This is a genomic window from Synechococcus sp. FACHB-909, assembly GCF_014698945.1.
GTDB lineage: Bacteria > Cyanobacteriota > Cyanobacteriia > PCC-6307 > Cyanobiaceae > Cyanobium.
In genome coordinates, this window is record NZ_JACJTY010000002.1 from 406,733 (window position 1) to 421,917 (window position 15,185).

Here is a 15,185-nt window from a genome sequence, read left to right on the forward strand (position 1 = left end):
GGCCTCAGGCCTCGTCGAGGGCGGCCACGCCGGGCAGCACCTTGCCCTCCAGCAGCTCCAGACTGGCGCCGCCCCCGGTGGAGATGTGGCTCATCTTCTCGGCCACGCCCACCTTCTCCACCGCCGCCACGGAGTCACCGCCGCCGATGATCGTGCAGCAGCCCTTGGCGCTCAGGTCGGCCAGGGTGTGGGCGATGGCGTTGGTGCCGGCGGCGAAGGCGTCGAACTCGAACACGCCCATGGGGCCGTTCCAGATCACGGTCTGGCAGTCGGCCAGGGCGTCCTGGAAGGTCTTCACCGAATCGGGGCCGATGTCGAGGCCCATCCAGCCATCGGGGATGGCGTCAATCGCCACGGTCTGGCTGTTGGCGTCGGGGGCGAAGTTGTCGGCCAGCACCACATCGGTGGGCAGCAGCAGCTGGACGCCCTTGGCGGCCGCCTTGGTTTCGAGTTCCTTGGCCAGTTCCAGCTTGTCCTCCTCCACCAGGCTCTTGCCCACTGCCAGGCCGCGGGCCTTGTAGAAGGTGAAGATCATGCCGCCGCCGATCAGCACCTTGTCGCACTTGTCGATCAGCGACTCGAGCACGCCGATCTTGCTGCTCACCTTGGAGCCGCCCACGATCGCGGCCAGGGGACGCTTGGGCTCATCGATCGCGCCCTGCAGGTACTGGAGCTCCTTCTCCATCAGGAAACCGGCCACGCTGGGGCTCAGGTACTTCGTCACGCCCTCGGTGGAGGCGTGGGCCCGGTGGGCGGCGCCGAAGGCGTCATTCACATAGACGTCGGCCAGGGCGGCCAGCTTTTCGGCGAAGGCGGCGTCGTTCTTCTCCTCCTCGGCGAAGAAGCGCACGTTCTCCAGCAGCACCACATCGCCATCGGCCATGGCGGCCACCTTGGCCTCGGCGTCGGGGCCGATGCAGCTGTCGGTCTTGGTCACGGGCTTGCCCAGCAGTTCGCTGAGGCGGGCCGCCACCGGGGTGAGGCGCATGGCCTCGTTCACCTGGCCCTTGGGCCGGCCGAAGTGGGCGGCCAGCAGCACCCGGGCGCCGTGGTCGATCAGGTGGCGCACGGTGGGCAGGGCGGCCCGGATGCGGGTGTCGTCCGTGATCGCCCCGGCCTCATCGAGGGGCACGTTGAAGTCGACCCGAACCAGCACCCGCTTGCCGCGGAGATCGTCGGCACTGAGGCTGGAGAGGGATCGCTTCGCCATGATTACGGATAAGGAAAGGCCGGGGGAGATTAGCGTCCGGCGCCTCCCGCGCCGCCGCCGCCGCGATTCGGTTCTTCCCACCCCCGCTCCCTGGCGGCCGCAACGGTCAGCGCTAGGACAAGAGGGCCGGGCCTTCCGCCATGTTCGACACCGTCCTGTTCCCCATCGACCAGAGCCGCCAGACGATGGAAACGGCGGCCGTCGCCCTGCAGCTCGCCCAGCGCCACGGCAGCCGCGTGGTGCTGCTCTCGGTGGTGGAGGCCGAAGAAGGGGTGATGCACGATCCGGCCGATGTGGCCCGCCTGCTTGAGCAGGCCCGCGCCAGCTTCACCCAGGCCGGTGTGGCCTGCGAGGTGCTGGAGCGGGAGGGAAAGCCGGCCTTCGTCATTGGCGATGTCGCCGATGAGATCAACGCCGACGTGATCGTCATGGGCACCCGCGGCATCACCCTCGACGGCGACCACCAGAGCACCGCCGCCCGGGTGCTGCAGCTGGCGCCCTGTCCGGTGCTGGTGGTGCCCTGATGGCGGACGTCGGCGACACGGTCCGACTGAGCACCGCCGCCCCACCGATCCAGTGGTACCCGGGCCACATCGCCAAGGCGGAGAAGGCCCTCAGCGCCAACCTGGAGAAGGTGGACCTGGTGATCGAGGTGCGCGATGCCCGCATCCCCCTGGCCACCGGGCACCCGCGGCTGCAGCGCTGGATCCGGGGCAAGCAGCATCTGCTGGTGATCAACCGCCGCGACATGGTCAGCCCGGCGGCGCGCATGGCCTGGGATGGCTGGTTCCGCCAGCGGGGGGAGGTGCCCTGGTGGTGCGACGCCAAGGTCGGCACCGGCGTCAAGCAACTGCAGCAGGCGGCGATCCGGGCCGGCGAGGCGCTCAACGCCCGCCGTGCCGGTCGGGGCATGAAACCGCGCCCCGTGCGGGCCCTGATGCTCGGCTTCCCCAACGTGGGCAAGTCGGCGCTGATCAACCGGCTGGTGCGCCAGAAGGTGGTGGAGAGCGCCCGTCGTGCCGGGGTCACCCGCAGCCTGCGTTGGGTGCGGCTGGGGCAGGACCTCGACCTGCTCGACGCCCCCGGGGTGCTGCCCCCCCGCCTCGATGACCAGCTGGCCGGGCTGCGGCTGGCCCTCTGCGACGACATCGGCCAGGCCTCCTACGACGGCGAGGCGGTGGCCCAGGCCTTCCTGCGCCTGCTGGCCCAGCTGGAGCCGGTGGCGGCGGCCGGGGTGGCGCCCGGACTGCTGGAGCGCCGCTACGGAGTGAAGGTGCCGCCGTTGCCCGGAGCGGACCCCGAGCGGCCGGTTCCGGATGCCGAAGCCTGGTTCGCCGCGGCCGCGGCTCGCCACACCAGCGGTGACACCGCCCGCATGGCCCAGCGCCTGCTCGATGATTTCCGCCGCTCCCTGCTGGGGCCGATCTCCCTGGAACTGCCCGCGGCACACGCGGCGGACACGGTCAGCAGCCCCCAGGGCTGATCTGGAGCTTCCCGTAGGGCATTCCCCAAGGAAGACCTCTGCGGCGATAGGTCAGGCATAGGGGCGTGTCTTCTCGACGGGAAAAGGCTGCCATCGAGGCAATCTTCGGGGAGATCTTCACGTCATACATGGTTCCCATGGAGGGTGAAATAGCCCGATAAGCCATCCACGTTTCCAGCCACTCCTGGGAGACATGGATGGATCCAGTCACGTAGTGATAGCCGGCACTGCGGAGGGCCTGCCGCTGGATCAGCAACACTCCGATGCCAATGTAGGACACCAGGAGCATGCTCATCAACGGGGTGAGATGGTTGCGATGTCCAGATGGAATGATGGTCGCAGAAGGGGAGTGGAAGATGACTCTGTACCCCTGCTCTGCTGCGAGCATCAGTAGCAGAAATGGAAAAGCACTGTAGGGAACAGATGGCCTCAAGCCTGCCTCGCCGAAGAAGATGATCTGAAAGGCGATGACGCTGAGGCTGCCGCAGGCGGCCAGGCCTGTGATCAGATGGTTTCCGGGGGGATCCTCTGTCCCGTCCCGTCTGTGCCGCCAGACGCGTCGGGCGGCCAGGCACACCAAGCCCCCAAGGGCCACGAGTCCCAGTTCCAGGGACGGTACTTGCAGGAGCTTGATCGTGTTGCGTCCGAGAAGATTCAGAAACGGAAGTGGGTTGGTTCGGATGCGCTCAATGGCGATGTCCGTCTGCTTTCTCGAGAGGGCTTTCCCGCATCCCGTCAATCCGATCTCCTTGGTCTCCTGCATGCCTTCGCGCCAGGTCTGACCGGTGGACATTCCCATCAACGAACCGCCCGAATTGGCGCCGATCGATCCGCAGGCGGATTTGGCCAGGGAGCGCTCAAGGGCCAGCTGCCCTCCCGAAATCAGCATCCAGCCCAGAACCGCGAGGATCACGATGGAGACGGCACGGCGCCATCGCCATGGGGACCGCTTCCCCTGGAAACCTCCGCTAGCGGCGGCAACGGCCACCAGGACCGTCAGGGCCGGGAGCAGACCCAGAGTCCCCGGGCGTTCCTGAAGCGCCAGACACAGGAAAGCAAAGCCGGCCGTGTTTTGAAAGGCACTCCTGCGGAAGCGGCCAGCGTCCAGAGCGTTGACCCCCAGCACAAACCAGGCGAGGGCCACATTCACGAAGATGAAGGCATTCAGCTCGGAGCCGTGGGTGTAGCCAAGGCCCTGACCGATGAGCTCATGGAGTGGCGATTCCCCCCACCTGGGCAGGGTGCTGAACAGGAGGACGCCGAGCCCTGCTGTGGAGACCAGGCTCAGGCGTGGCCGGAGTGCCGTCAGCAGGGTGGCGATGCTCGCCCAGGCCAGCAGTCGTTTGACCGTCAGGGCGCTCACCAGGGGATCCGGTCCGATCCGCTGCCCGAGCCAGAGGGAGGAAGCATTGAACGGCAGATTCCAGGGTCTTCGGACCCCGTAGTCCGTCAGGTAGCCACTGGCTGCGTCCAGGGACGCCTTCAGCCAGTCAAAGCCGTCCGCGACTGGAAACCGCCCCCCGAGGAAGTCATGAAAACTGCTGTCGTTGCTGCTGACAGTCAGGCTGATCAGGGTCAGGACGCCGATGGCTGTCCAGAACAGAACCTCGGGCCTGCGGCCAGCCGATCGGCTCCGCCTTTCGTGACGCCACGATGGGAGGCTGCGAGGTTTCATGACGCTGGCCTGAGGGGTGGTGGGTCATCGAGACGGCGCGCGGCTCACCGCTGATCGGGGTTCGCCGGCCGCTGGGGCCACCCCATCCAAGCCCCGGACCGGCGTTGGGACAGGTGGCCATGAACCCTTCGATCAGGTCCCGGCCCCGCTGTCCCTACCGTCGTCCTGCGGCTCTTCATGGGGAGAGGCATTCCAATGGGGTTCTGATGGCTGGCTTCGGGGAAGGCGAAGGGGAGCTGCTGACGCTCCATTACCCGAAGCCGCTGCCGATGCGGCTGGATCGCTGGCTGGTGTCCCAGCGGCCCGAGCAGAGCCGGGCCCGCATCCAGAAGTTCATCGATGCGGGCTACGTGCGGGTCAATGGCGTCACGGGCCGGGCCAAGACCCCCCTGCGCACCGACGACACCGTCGAGCTGTGGATGCCGCCGCCGGAGCCCCTGCCCTATCTGATTCCCCAGCCGATGGCGCTGGAGGTGCTGTTCGAGGACGAGCATCTGATCGTGATCAACAAGCCCGCCGGGCTCACGGTCCATCCGGCCCCCGGCAACAAGGACGGCACCCTGGTGAACGGCCTGCTCCACCACTGCCCCGACCTGCCGGGCATCGGCGGCGAGATGCGCCCCGGCATCGTCCACCGCCTCGACAAGGACACCACCGGCTGCATCGTCGTCGCCAAGAGCCAGGAGGCCCTGGTGAAGCTGCAGGTGCAGATCCAGAAGCGCATCGCCTCGCGGGAGTACCTGGCGGTGGTGCACGGCCAGCCCGCGGCGGACAGCGGCACGATCGTGGGCGCCATCGGCCGCCATCCAGCCGATCGCAAGAAGTACGCCGTGGTCACGGACACCACCGGACGCCATGCCTGCACCCACTGGCGCCTGATCGAAGCCCTGGGCGACTACGCCCTGCTGCGCTTCAAGCTCGACACGGGCCGCACCCACCAGATCCGGGTCCACTGCGCCCACACGGGCCACCCGATCGTGGGGGATGCCACCTATGGCCGCTGCCGCAAGCTGCCGGTGGCGCTGCCCGGCCAGGCCCTGCACGCGGTGCGGCTGGCCCTCGACCACCCGATCAGCGGCGAGCGGCTGGTGTGCGAGGCGCCCCTGCCGGAGGTGTTTGAGAAGCTCCTGCTGGCCCTGCGGCGGCGGTCGTCCTGAGGGCGTTGCTGCGGCAGACTTGAAACCCTGGATCCCGGTGTCATGGCCCCGCCGCCGCGACGGCTGTTCGTCGACCAGTTCTTCGTCGGCTGGGTGTATGGCCCCTGGGTGGTGGCCGGCCTGCTGGTGATCCTGGCGCTGCGGCTCCTGCTGGCGGAGGATTTCAACCTGCACAGCCACGCCTGGGGGCTGTTCGGCAACGCCGCGATCTGCTTCTCGATCGGTTGCGTCTGCAAGCTCTCCTGGGCCATGGCGCGGGTCGGTGCCGTGCGCCAGCTGGAGCTGCAGCTGCGCCGGGAGCTGGGCCTGCGCTGATGGCGATGACCCGATCCCAGCTCGGCCTGGTCGTCACCCTGCCCTGGCTGGCCGCCGGGGTGGTGCTGCTGGCGATGACGCGCATCGAGGGTGAGACCCGGGAAGCGCAGCTGGGGCTGTTCGGCAGTGCGGCGATCTGCTTCTCGATCGGCTGCCTGACCCGCACCAGCCTGGGTCTCCACGATCTGATGCAGGACCGCAACACAGCCCACCCTCCGGAGGCACCCCCTGTCGCCCCGCCGGGGGCCTCCGGCGGGGCCCGGCCGTCGTGATCCGGCGTCAGGTCCGACGCTGGCTGGCCCCGGTCCTGGGTCTGGCGCTGGCGGCACCGATGGCCCAGGCCTGGGGCCAGGAGCTGATCGCCGCCCCCCGGCCCCGCCGTCTGCCGCCCCCTTCCCCGGCGCTGCTGCGCAGCCTCCAGGGGTTTCAGGAGGATCTCGAACGGCTCGACCGCACCCTGCTGCCCGCCGCGCCCGAGGCCGACGCCACCGGGGGGCCGGACGCCACCCTCCCCGGCCTGCCCGATCCGGCGCTGCCGGCGCCGCCAGCGACCGCCCTGCCCCAGGTGCCCGAGGCGGTGCGGATCGAGCGGCGCCAGCGGCTCAGCCTGGCCGAGGCCCTGGCGGTGGCCGTGCGCAACGATCCCGATCTGGCCGCCGCCGTGCTCGGCGTGCGCGAGCAGCAGGATCTGGCCGGTTCGGCCCGGGGGCGCCGCTGGCCGGAGCTGGGCCTGAACCTGGCGGGTGGTTTCAGCCAGCAGCGTTCCTACAACCAGGTCTGGACCGACAACGCCGGCATCTATCCGTCGGGCTCCCCGTTTCTGGTCCGCAACCAGGGCTGGAATGTGGTCCAGTCCAATGTCGGGGCGGCCGCCGCCCGGGTGGAGCTGGCCTGGGAGCTGCTCAGCCCCTACCGCGCCGCCGCCATCGCCGAGGCCGACGACAGCCTCAAGGCCTCCCGCCAGCGCTACGCCGACCGGCTGCGCCAGCTGCAGCTGGATGTGAGCATCGCCTACTACGGCCTGCAGCTCGCCGACCAGCTGCTGCGAATCCGCCGGGCCGTCGTCGAGAGCGACACGGTGGTGCGCGACCAGGTGGCGGCCCTCCAGCAGGTGGGCCTGGTGCCGCGGCTGGACCGGCTCCGGGCCGAGGCCGCCCTGCAGCAGAGCCGCTATCGCTTCGAGCAGGCGGAGGCCCTGCAGCTGAGTCGCCAGCGCCAGCTCAGCAACCTGATCAACGTGCCCTTCGACGTCAGCCTGCGGGCCAGCGATGCGGTGCGGCTGCAGCCCCCCTGGCCCCTCGATCTGGAGCAGACGATCGTGCGCGGCTGGCAGGACAATCCCCAGCTGCGGGCCCTGCAGGCCGCCCGCGACGCCCTGCTGCGCCAGGCCGACCGCCGCGCCGCCGAGCTGCTGCCCAGCCTGCGGCTGGTGGCCACCGGTGGCTACGGCCAGGGGCTGATCACCCAGCCCGTGATCCAGCTGGAGGGCTGCTGCAGTTCGGCCCTCATCCCCCAGCTGCTCAACCAGCGCTCCGACTGGGCCGCGGGGCTGCAGCTGCACTGGCGCTTCTTCGACGGCGGCGTCACCGCCGGGGCCGTGGCCGCCAGCCGCAGCGCCGCCGCCCGCACCGACCAGCAACTGGCCCGGGAGCGCAACGCCATCCGCCAGCGCCTCGAGGCCGCCTTCTACGACCATCGGGCCGCCCTGCGCCAGATCGTGGCGGCCCGCGCCTCCTACAGCGCCTCCCGCGAGGCCTTCCGTGACGTGCGGGCCCGCTACCAGCTGGGGCTGGCGGACTACAGCGACGTGGCCGACACCGTCGCCACCCTCACCGGCGCGATGGAGGGGGTGGCCGAATCCACCACCCTGGCCAATGTCAGCTACGCCCAGCTGCTGCGCGAACTGCTGCCGGTGCCGGACCGGCCCGATCAGCCGGTGGCGCTGCCGCTGGTGCTGGGCGGCTCCTGAGCGTCGCCCTGGCGTTCCTGCAGCCGCTGCCAGCGGCGCTGACGCCAGGCGAACGAGCGCCACAGCAGCAGCACCAGCAGGGCGGCGAACCAGAACCACACCTCCGGGGCATTGGCATGAAGGAGCACCACCAGCAGGGCCCCCTGCAGCACCAGCCAGGGAAGTTCGCGGGTCATGGCAGGGCGTCCCGCTGCCGCAGGGCCGGCTGGTCCTGGCGCTCCTGCTGGCGCAGGGTTCGGTAGCTGCCGGTGAGGTCGCGCAGCAGCGGCAGCAGGTAGCTGACCGGCGGGCGCCATTCGACGTAGCCGTGGGCCTTGAGCGTCAGCCCCTCGCGGATCGGAAAGACGCTGCTGCCGCGGCTGAGGGTCCAGCGGTAGCCGTCGCGGCCGGAGCCGCCGGCTGTGGGCAGCAGGGCGATCTCGGTGCGCATCACCGGCCCGTTGCGCACCAGGGCCTCCGCCAGCTGGGGGTTGCCCATGGTGGTGTTGACGTCCTCGCGGGTGGCGGGCAGCAGGTTGATGTTGCGCACCCGCCCGCGGATGCCGCCGAAGCGGCCCCGCTCGTTCCAGTCCGGCACCACCTCCATGGCCAGGCCGGGGCGCAGGCGGCGGGCATCGGCCGGGGCGAAGTAGGCCACCGCCTGCAGGGCCTGGCCGCCGCCATCGGCGTTGCCGCGGTCCGCCCGGGGGCTCCCCAGGGTGCCGAGGCGCTGCCCGGGCTTCACCGTCTGGCCCCGCACCACCTGCAGATCGAGCAGCCGTCCATCCCGGGTGGCGGTGAGGGTGCCGTCGTAGGCCAGGCGGGTCTGGGTGACCCGGACGGCGCGGCGGGCGTCGTCGATGGCGAAACGCCGCCGCTGGGCTTCGGTGTCGATGGTGAGCCGGACCTTCTCCCAGGCGTCGATGGCCTCACGCTGCCGGATGCCCAGTTCGGCGACGCTGTTGTCGAGCTGGATGGCCCGGTCCTCGCTGGCCACCACTTCCGCGGCCAGGGGGGCCACCACCTCGCGGCGGGCCAGATGGCGGAAATCGGCCACCTTCTGGTCGTAGACCCGACGCAGGGCGTCCAGGCGCCCGCGGTTGCCCTCCAGCTTGGCCAGGGCGGTGTCCCGCAGGCGCAGGGCCGAGGCCAGCCGCGCCCGGTCGCGGCGGTCGAGATCGGCGTTGATGCGGATCAGTTCGGCCAGGTCCTTCTCCTGGCGGCGCAGCTGCTGCTCCAGGGTTGGCAGGTAAAGGCGGATCAGGGTCTGGCCCCGGCTCACCCGCTGGCCCTCCCGCACCGGCAGGCTGAGGATCTGGCCCTCGGCCCGGGAATCGATCACCGTGGCGCCGCCGGGCACGATCACGACCCCCCGGCCGACCACCTCGGTGGGCACCGGCCAGAACAGGAACCAGCCGGCCGTCAGGGCCCAGGCGCTGCCCAGGGCCACCAGCACCCGCCGTTCCGCCGCTTCCTCCGACGCTTCCATGGCCACCCTCAGCCCCGCAGCCGTTCCACCAGGTGGGTGCCCACCCGCAGGGCATTGGCGATGGCGGTGAGGGAGGGGTTCACGGCGCCGATGGTGGGCATGAAGCTGGTGTCGACGACGTAGAGGTTGTCGAGCTCGTGGGCCTTGCAGTCGAGGTCGAGCACCGAGGTGGCCGGATCGCTGCCGAAGCGGCAGGTGCCGGCCTGGTGCCCCACGGCGGCGATGCCCATGCTGTTGGCGATGTAGAACTGGCGCTCCACCAGGTGGTTGCGGAGATAGAGGCGGTCCAGCAGGCCCTCCAGGCGGCTCACCAGGCGCGCCGAGGCGGTGAGGTTGTTGGGGGTGTAGCTGAGCTGGATCTGGCCCGAGCTGGTGACGGTCACCCGGTTGTTCGGATCGGGGAGATCCTCGCTGGAGATCCAGAAGTCGAGCGCATGTTCGGCGATCTTGTCCATGCTCCAGCCGGGCATCAGGAAGGTTTCCAGTGGCGCGTAGCCCTTCATGATCGTGCCGTTGGTCTTGCCCGTCATCTGGATGTTGCCCATCGGGTAATCGAAGTCGGCATCCCCGAGATACCAGTCGTTGATCGACACCGTTTTCTGGAAGATGGTGCGGTTTGGCTCATGGGCCAGGGCCACCATCGCCTTGCTGTTGTGGAACATGTAGTGGCGGCCCACCTGGTCGGAGCCGTTGGCCAGGCCCCGGGGATGGCGGTCGTTGGCCGACAGCAGCAGCAGCCGGGCGCTGTTGGCGGCGCCGCAGCTCACCACCACCACATCACCGCTGACCGTCAGCGGCTCCCCGTCCCGCTCCAGTTCCACCGCCTTCACCGTGCGGCCGGATTCATCGGTGATCAGGCGCTTCACCTGGGCCCGCGTCAGCAGGGACACGTTCGGCTGCGCCAGGGCCGGCCGGATGCCCAGCACCTCCGCGTCCGACTTGGCGTGCACCAGGCAGGGGAAGCCATCGCAGCAGTTGCACTTGCGGCAACGGCTGAAGGCCATGTGGGCTTCATCCAGCTGGACGCCGCTGGGGGCGTGGAAGGGATGGAGCCCGGCGGAGCGCAGGTCGTCAACCAGCTGCTGCATCCGCGGCTCATGGGCCACCGGTGGATGGGGATAGGGACCGCTGCAGGGGGGCTCGGTGGGATCCTCACCGCGCTGGCCGTGCACGTGGTACATCTCCTCGGCCTTCTGGTACCAGGGCTCGAAGTCGGCGTAGCGCAGGGGCCAGGCCGGCGAGGTGCCGTCGAAGTGGGCGAGCTCCTCGAAGTCCTGCTGGCGCAGGCGGAAATGGGCGGCGCCATACATCTTGGTGGCGCCGCCGACGAAGTAATGGCTGCCGGGCTGGAAGGGCTTGCCGTGCTTGTCGAGCCAGGGATCCTTCGACACGTAGCGGTTCTGCTGGAACACCGCTTCGGCGTCCCAGTTCTGGGGCTCCTGGGGCAGCCAGTCGCCCCGCTCCAGCACCAGCACCTTCAGGCCCGTGGGGGCCAGGTGGCGGGCCAGGGTGCCGCCGCCGGCGCCGCTGCCGATGATCACCACGTCGAAGTGGGCGCCGTGGCTCACCTGCAGCTGGGCCGCCTCCGGCAGGGGCGAGCTGTGCAGGCTCGGATCCGCGATGGCGGCGATGGCGGCGCTGGGGGACGGGGTGCTCATGGCTGGATGGGGTAGCGATTGAGCTGGTTGAGCATCTTGCAGACCATGGCGCTCCAGCCGGTCTGGTGGGAGGCGCCGACGCCACGGCCATTGTCGCCGTGGAAGTATTCGTTGAACAGGATCAGATCGCGCCAGTGGGGATCGCTCTGGAACAGTTCCACGGCGCCATTGAAGGGGCGGCGGCCCTGTCCGTCGCGCCGGAACAGACCCACCAGCCGCTTCTCCAGCTCCAGGGAGGCCTCCCAGAGCGTCATCCAGTGGCCCGAGCGGGTGGGGAACTCCACCTTGAAGCTGTCCCCGTAGAAGTGGGCGAACTTCTGCAGCGATTCGATCAGCAGGAAGTTCATCGGCATCCACACCGGCCCGCGCCAGTTGGAGTTGCCCCCGAACATCGCCACCGGACTGTCGGCCGGGCTGTAGGCGAGCGTCTCACTCTCGCTGCCTTCGGTGTACGTGTAGGGGTGCTGCGCATACACCTTGGAGAGGGAGCGGATGCCGTAGGGGGAGAGAAACTCCTCCTCATCGAAGAGCCGCTCGCAGATGCGCTGCAGGCGCTCCCGGGGCACCAGGGTGAACAGCACCCGGTCGTTGTTCCAGATTCCCAGGTTCTCCACGATCCAGGAGGGCGTGGTGCGCTCATGGGTGAACCAGGCCAGGGTGTGGGTGACATCGAGCATCGGCAACCGTGCCACGGTGTCGATGTCGAAGCTCTGCACCGCCAGCAGGGGTACCAGGCCCGAGAGTGAACGGGTGCGCAGATAGTCGACGCTGCCGTTGGGCCGCTTGATCACGTCGTAGTAGAAGCCGTCCTCCTCGTCCCAGTTGAGGTAGTTGCGGCCGGCGGGATTGTTGAGGCCGATGGCCAGCTGCACGAAATCCACCACGAACCGCTCGCAGATGTCGGCGTACTCCGGCTCTTCGCGGCTCAGCTCCACGGCGATCTGCAGCAGATTGAGGCTGAGCGAGGCCATCCAGGCCGTGCCGTCGCACTGCTCGATGATGCTGCCGTCGGCCAGGGGGAAGCGCCGATCGAACACGCCGATGTTGTCGAGGCCCAGGAAGCCCCCCTCGAAGACGTTGTCGCCGGAGCGGTCGTTGCGGTTCGCCCACCAGCCGTACTCCAGGATCAGCTTGCGCAGGGCGGCGCGCAGGAAGGCCAGATCGGCGGCGTCGCTGTTCTTGCGATCGATCTGATAGATGCGCATCGCCGCCCAGGCGCCGATCGGGGGGTTGGGATCGGACAGGGCCCACTCATAGGCGGGGGTCTGGGCGTTGGGGGCGGTGTACTGGGGCTTGCGCAGCAGCATGCACTGCTCCTTGGCCGTGGCCGGATCGAAGACGGCGAAGGCCACGGAGTGGAACATCAGATCCCACTGGCAGAAGTAGGGGTACTCCCAGCAGTCCGGCATCGAGATCACGTCGTGGGCGTGCAGCCGTTGCCAGAAGGCGTTCTGGGTGTGACTCCGCTCGGCCGGCGGCGGCGTGCCGGTGGGGTCCCCCTCGAGCCAGCGCATCACGCTCCAGCCGTAGTACTTCTTGCACCAGAGCAGTCCGGCGGTGCCGGCCAGGTGGATGCGGCGGTCGTCCTCGGACAGCCCTGGCACCCGATGGTCGAAGTACTCCAGCCACTCCTGCTCGCGCTCGCTGAAGATCGCCCCAAACGCCTCTCCGAACGCCTCCCCGTGCTCGGCCGGGCCCGGTGCGGGGCCGTCGATCCGATGCAGGCGCAGCTCCACCAGCCACTCCTCGCCGGGGGCCAGGGTGCGCGCCAGCACGCGCCCCGCCTTGCTGCCCCGCAGGGCCGGATTCACCGCGCCGGCTTCGCCCTCGACCACATGGCGATGGAAGCCGTCCTTCTGGAAGGGTGTGGCGTTGGGCTGTCCCCAGAGCCGCGCGCTGTTGGTTTCGTTGTCGGTGAAGATCCAGGCGCCGGGCTCCCGGCAGTCGAGCTGGTACACCCCCAGATGGGGGAGCTCATCGGTGACGACCGAAGGGCCGCTGGCATCACCTCCATCACCGGCGCCGGCGAGCGGGCGGATCCCGTGCTCGACCTCATCGGGATAGCCCCAGCGCCAGGTGTTGCGCAGCCACAGGCTGGGCAGCAGGGTGAGGGGGGCAGGATCGGGGCCGCGGTTGGTGGCCCGAATGCGGATCAGCAGGTCCTCCGGTCCGGCCTTGGCGTACTCGATGACGACATCGAAGTAGCGGCTGTCGTCGAAGATCCCCGTGTCGACCAGTTCGTACTCGGGCTGGTCCCGGCCGCGGCGGCCGTTCTCCATCAGCAGATCGGCGTAGGGGAAGGCCCGCTGCGGGTACTTGTACAGCCCCCGCATGAAGCTGTGGGTCGGGGTGTTGGCGAGATGGAAGAAGTAGTCCTTGAGGTCCTCGCCGTGGTTGCCTTCGGGGTTGCCGAGGCCGAAGGGCCGTTCCTTGAGGATCGGGTCCACGCCGTTCCAGAGGGCCAGGGAGAAGCAGAGGCGGCACTGGTCGTCGCAGAGGCCCAGCAGGCCGTCCTCGCCCCAGCGGTAGACGCGGGAGCGGGCGTGGTCGTGGGGGAAGGAGCGCCAGGCGTCGCCGTCGGCGGAGTAGTCCTCCCGCACCGTGCCCCACTGGCGCTCGCTCAGGTAGCTGCCCCAGAGGCTCCAGGGAGCGAGGCCGTGGTCTCGCTCGGCCATGCGCCGGGTTTCCGACGGGGTGATGGCGTCGATGGCGGCGCGGCTGGGGACGCTGGCCGTCATAGGGAGGCCTTCAGGGCGGCGCCGATGCGCAGGGCGTTGGCGATCACCGTGAGTCCCACCCCCACCGACGGACAGGAGGGCAGCACGCTGGCATCGGCGATCCAGAGGTTGGCCAGCTCGTGGCTGCGGCCTTCGAGGTTCACCACCGAGGTGGCCGGATCCGAGCCCATGCGGCAGGTGCCGCAGGCGCCGCCGATCACCGGCAGGGGCGCCTCGCCGCGGGGATGGGTGGGGGCGGCCTTGGCCACCAGGGTCAGGGGGTCGGCCTCCACGGCCTTGAGGCAGTCGATCCAGCGGTAGACGAGGCGGTCGTGGGCTTCGCGGTTGTTGGCCGTGTAGTGGACCTGCAGCTGCTGGCCCCGCAGGGCGACCCGGTTGTGGGGATCGGGCCGCACGGCGCTCATCGCCCACCAGGTGATCGAGCGGGCGGCCAGCTGTTCGAGGCCGAAGTCCGGCAGCAGGCGGGTCACCAGGGAGAGCACCGGCGGCGACTCGGCGAACAGGGCGTCCTGCAGCACCCCGCCGCCGCTCTGGATCGAACCGAGGGGGAAGTCGACGTTCTTGTCGCCCCAGTAGAAGTCGGTGATGCCATGGCCCCGGCCGTAGCGGCCCGAGTTGGGGGCGGCCGCCAGCTGCAGGATCGAGGTGAGCTGGGGCTTCATCAGGTTGCGGCCCACCTGGTCGGAGCCGTTGGCCAGGCCGCGGGCGTGGTGGTCGGTGGCGGAACGCAGCAGGATCTCCGGCGTGCCGATGGCCCCGGCGGCCAGCACCACCTGGTGGCTGCGGAACAGCCAGCGCTGGTGGTCGATCTCCACCTCGACGCCGCGCACCTCCTGGCCCGACGGGTTGACGTGCAGCTGCAGCACCCGGGCGTTCTCCCGCACCGTCACGGTGCTGGAGCCCCGCGCCGGATCCACACCGAACAGCTCCGCATCGCCGGTGGGATCGACCGCCGAGTCGGACCAGCTCAGGGGCAGGTCGTAGGGATGGAGCCCCTGGCGCTCCAGGGCGGCCCGCAGTTCCACCAGGAACGGTTCCACCGGCCGCGGCGCGGCGGGATAGGCGCCCTGCATCGCCGGGGCGGTGGGGTCGGCACCGGCCACGCCGTGGACGCGATAGAGCGCTTCGGCCTGCGCGTACCAGGGGGCCAGGTCGCCATAGCGCAGTTCCCAGTCCGGGGACGGACCCTCCTGGAGCGCCACGCCGGTGAACTCCGCTTCCCGCATGCGTTCCAGCACGCCCCCCCAGATCTTGGTGTTGCCGCCGATGGCATGCACCATCTGGGGGGAGAAGGGATCACCGTCGGTGCCGAACCACTTCTCCTCGGGGTGGTAGCGGGGCTTGCGGAACAGCCCCACCTCGGCCACGTTCTGATCCGCCTGGGGCATCACGCCCCCCCGCTCCAGCAGCAGCACCGTGTGGCCCCCATCGGCGAGGGCGGCGGCCAGGGTGCCGCCACCGGCGCCGCTGCCGATCAGGATCACGTCGTAGTGGGTGTCGTCGATGATCATG

The 15,185-nt window shown here is 69.7% G+C and carries 13 protein-coding genes; 6 read left to right on the forward strand and 7 right to left on the reverse strand.

Annotated elements, in window-relative coordinates; all coding sequences use genetic code 11:
* Window positions 1–4 precede the first annotated feature (4 nt).
* Entirely contained in the window at window positions 5–1,210 is a 1,206-nt protein-coding gene (locus tag H6G99_RS05315; protein ID WP_190610370.1) for a phosphoglycerate kinase, read from the reverse strand.
* Window positions 1,211–1,350: 140 nt separating this feature from the next.
* On the opposite strand from H6G99_RS05315, the gene H6G99_RS05320 reads away from it, so the two are divergent.
* Window positions 1,351–1,734 carry a universal stress protein gene (locus H6G99_RS05320; RefSeq protein WP_094585739.1) on the forward strand — a complete coding sequence of 128 codons (384 nt, stop codon included), beginning with the start codon at window positions 1,351–1,353 and terminating at the stop codon, window positions 1,732–1,734.
* Window positions 1,734–2,693 carry a ribosome biogenesis GTPase YlqF gene (ylqF, locus tag H6G99_RS05325; protein WP_190610371.1) on the forward strand — a complete coding sequence of 320 codons (960 nt, stop codon included), beginning with the start codon at window positions 1,734–1,736 and terminating at the stop codon, window positions 2,691–2,693. Before H6G99_RS05320 ends, ylqF begins: the two co-directional genes overlap by 1 nt.
* On the opposite strand, the gene H6G99_RS05330 is transcribed toward ylqF, so the two are convergent.
* Window positions 2,674–4,368: a hypothetical protein gene (locus H6G99_RS05330; RefSeq protein ID WP_190610373.1), complete on the reverse strand. Its 1,695-nt coding sequence runs from the start codon at window positions 4,366–4,368 to the stop codon at window positions 2,674–2,676. The genes ylqF and H6G99_RS05330 overlap by 20 nt on opposite strands.
* A 206-nt stretch (window positions 4,369–4,574) precedes the next feature.
* Between H6G99_RS05330 and H6G99_RS05335 the strand changes: the two genes are divergently transcribed.
* From H6G99_RS05335 to H6G99_RS05350, 4 genes are read left to right on the forward strand one after another with little or no spacing between them, the layout of a single operon-like run.
* Entirely contained in the window at window positions 4,575–5,525 is a 951-nt protein-coding gene (locus H6G99_RS05335; protein ID WP_190610375.1) for an RluA family pseudouridine synthase, read from the forward strand.
* A gap of 42 nt (window positions 5,526–5,567) precedes the next feature.
* The gene (locus H6G99_RS05340) at window positions 5,568–5,840 is read left to right on the forward strand and encodes a hypothetical protein (protein WP_094585743.1); all 273 of its coding nucleotides are present in this window, start codon (window positions 5,568–5,570) and stop codon (window positions 5,838–5,840) included.
* Between the two features lie 5 nt (window positions 5,841–5,845).
* Complete coding sequence (locus H6G99_RS05345; protein WP_190610376.1) at window positions 5,846–6,112, forward strand: hypothetical protein; 267 nt, start codon at window positions 5,846–5,848, stop codon at window positions 6,110–6,112.
* Window positions 6,109–7,809: a TolC family protein gene (locus tag H6G99_RS05350; protein ID WP_190610378.1), complete on the forward strand. Its 1,701-nt coding sequence runs from the start codon at window positions 6,109–6,111 to the stop codon at window positions 7,807–7,809. Before H6G99_RS05345 ends, H6G99_RS05350 begins: the two co-directional genes overlap by 4 nt.
* Here the strand turns inward: H6G99_RS05350 and H6G99_RS05355 are convergent.
* Genes H6G99_RS05355 through H6G99_RS05375 form a run of 5 tightly spaced genes read right to left on the reverse strand, consistent with a single transcriptional unit; the run spans window position 7,770 to window position 15,184 of the window.
* Window positions 7,770–7,985, reverse strand: a complete 216-nt coding sequence (locus tag H6G99_RS05355) for a hypothetical protein (protein WP_190610379.1) — start codon at window positions 7,983–7,985, stop codon at window positions 7,770–7,772. The two genes, H6G99_RS05350 and H6G99_RS05355, sit on opposite strands and share 40 nt — an antisense overlap.
* Entirely contained in the window at window positions 7,982–9,277 is a 1,296-nt protein-coding gene (locus tag H6G99_RS05360; protein WP_190610381.1) for an NHLP bacteriocin system secretion protein, read from the reverse strand. Before H6G99_RS05360 ends, H6G99_RS05355 begins: the two co-directional genes overlap by 4 nt.
* An 8-nt stretch (window positions 9,278–9,285) precedes the next feature.
* Window positions 9,286–10,935, reverse strand: coding sequence for a GMC family oxidoreductase (locus tag H6G99_RS05365; protein WP_233133948.1), 1,650 nt, complete (start codon window positions 10,933–10,935; stop codon window positions 9,286–9,288).
* Window positions 10,932–13,673 (reverse strand): MGH1-like glycoside hydrolase domain-containing protein, encoded by a 2,742-nt coding sequence (locus H6G99_RS05370; RefSeq protein ID WP_190610383.1) that lies wholly within the window; start codon window positions 13,671–13,673, stop codon window positions 10,932–10,934. The genes H6G99_RS05365 and H6G99_RS05370 overlap by 4 nt, the downstream gene beginning before the upstream one ends.
* Window positions 13,670–15,184, reverse strand: coding sequence for a GMC oxidoreductase (locus tag H6G99_RS05375; RefSeq protein ID WP_190610384.1), 1,515 nt, complete (start codon window positions 15,182–15,184; stop codon window positions 13,670–13,672). Before H6G99_RS05375 ends, H6G99_RS05370 begins: the two co-directional genes overlap by 4 nt.
* Window position 15,185 lies beyond the last annotated feature (1 nt).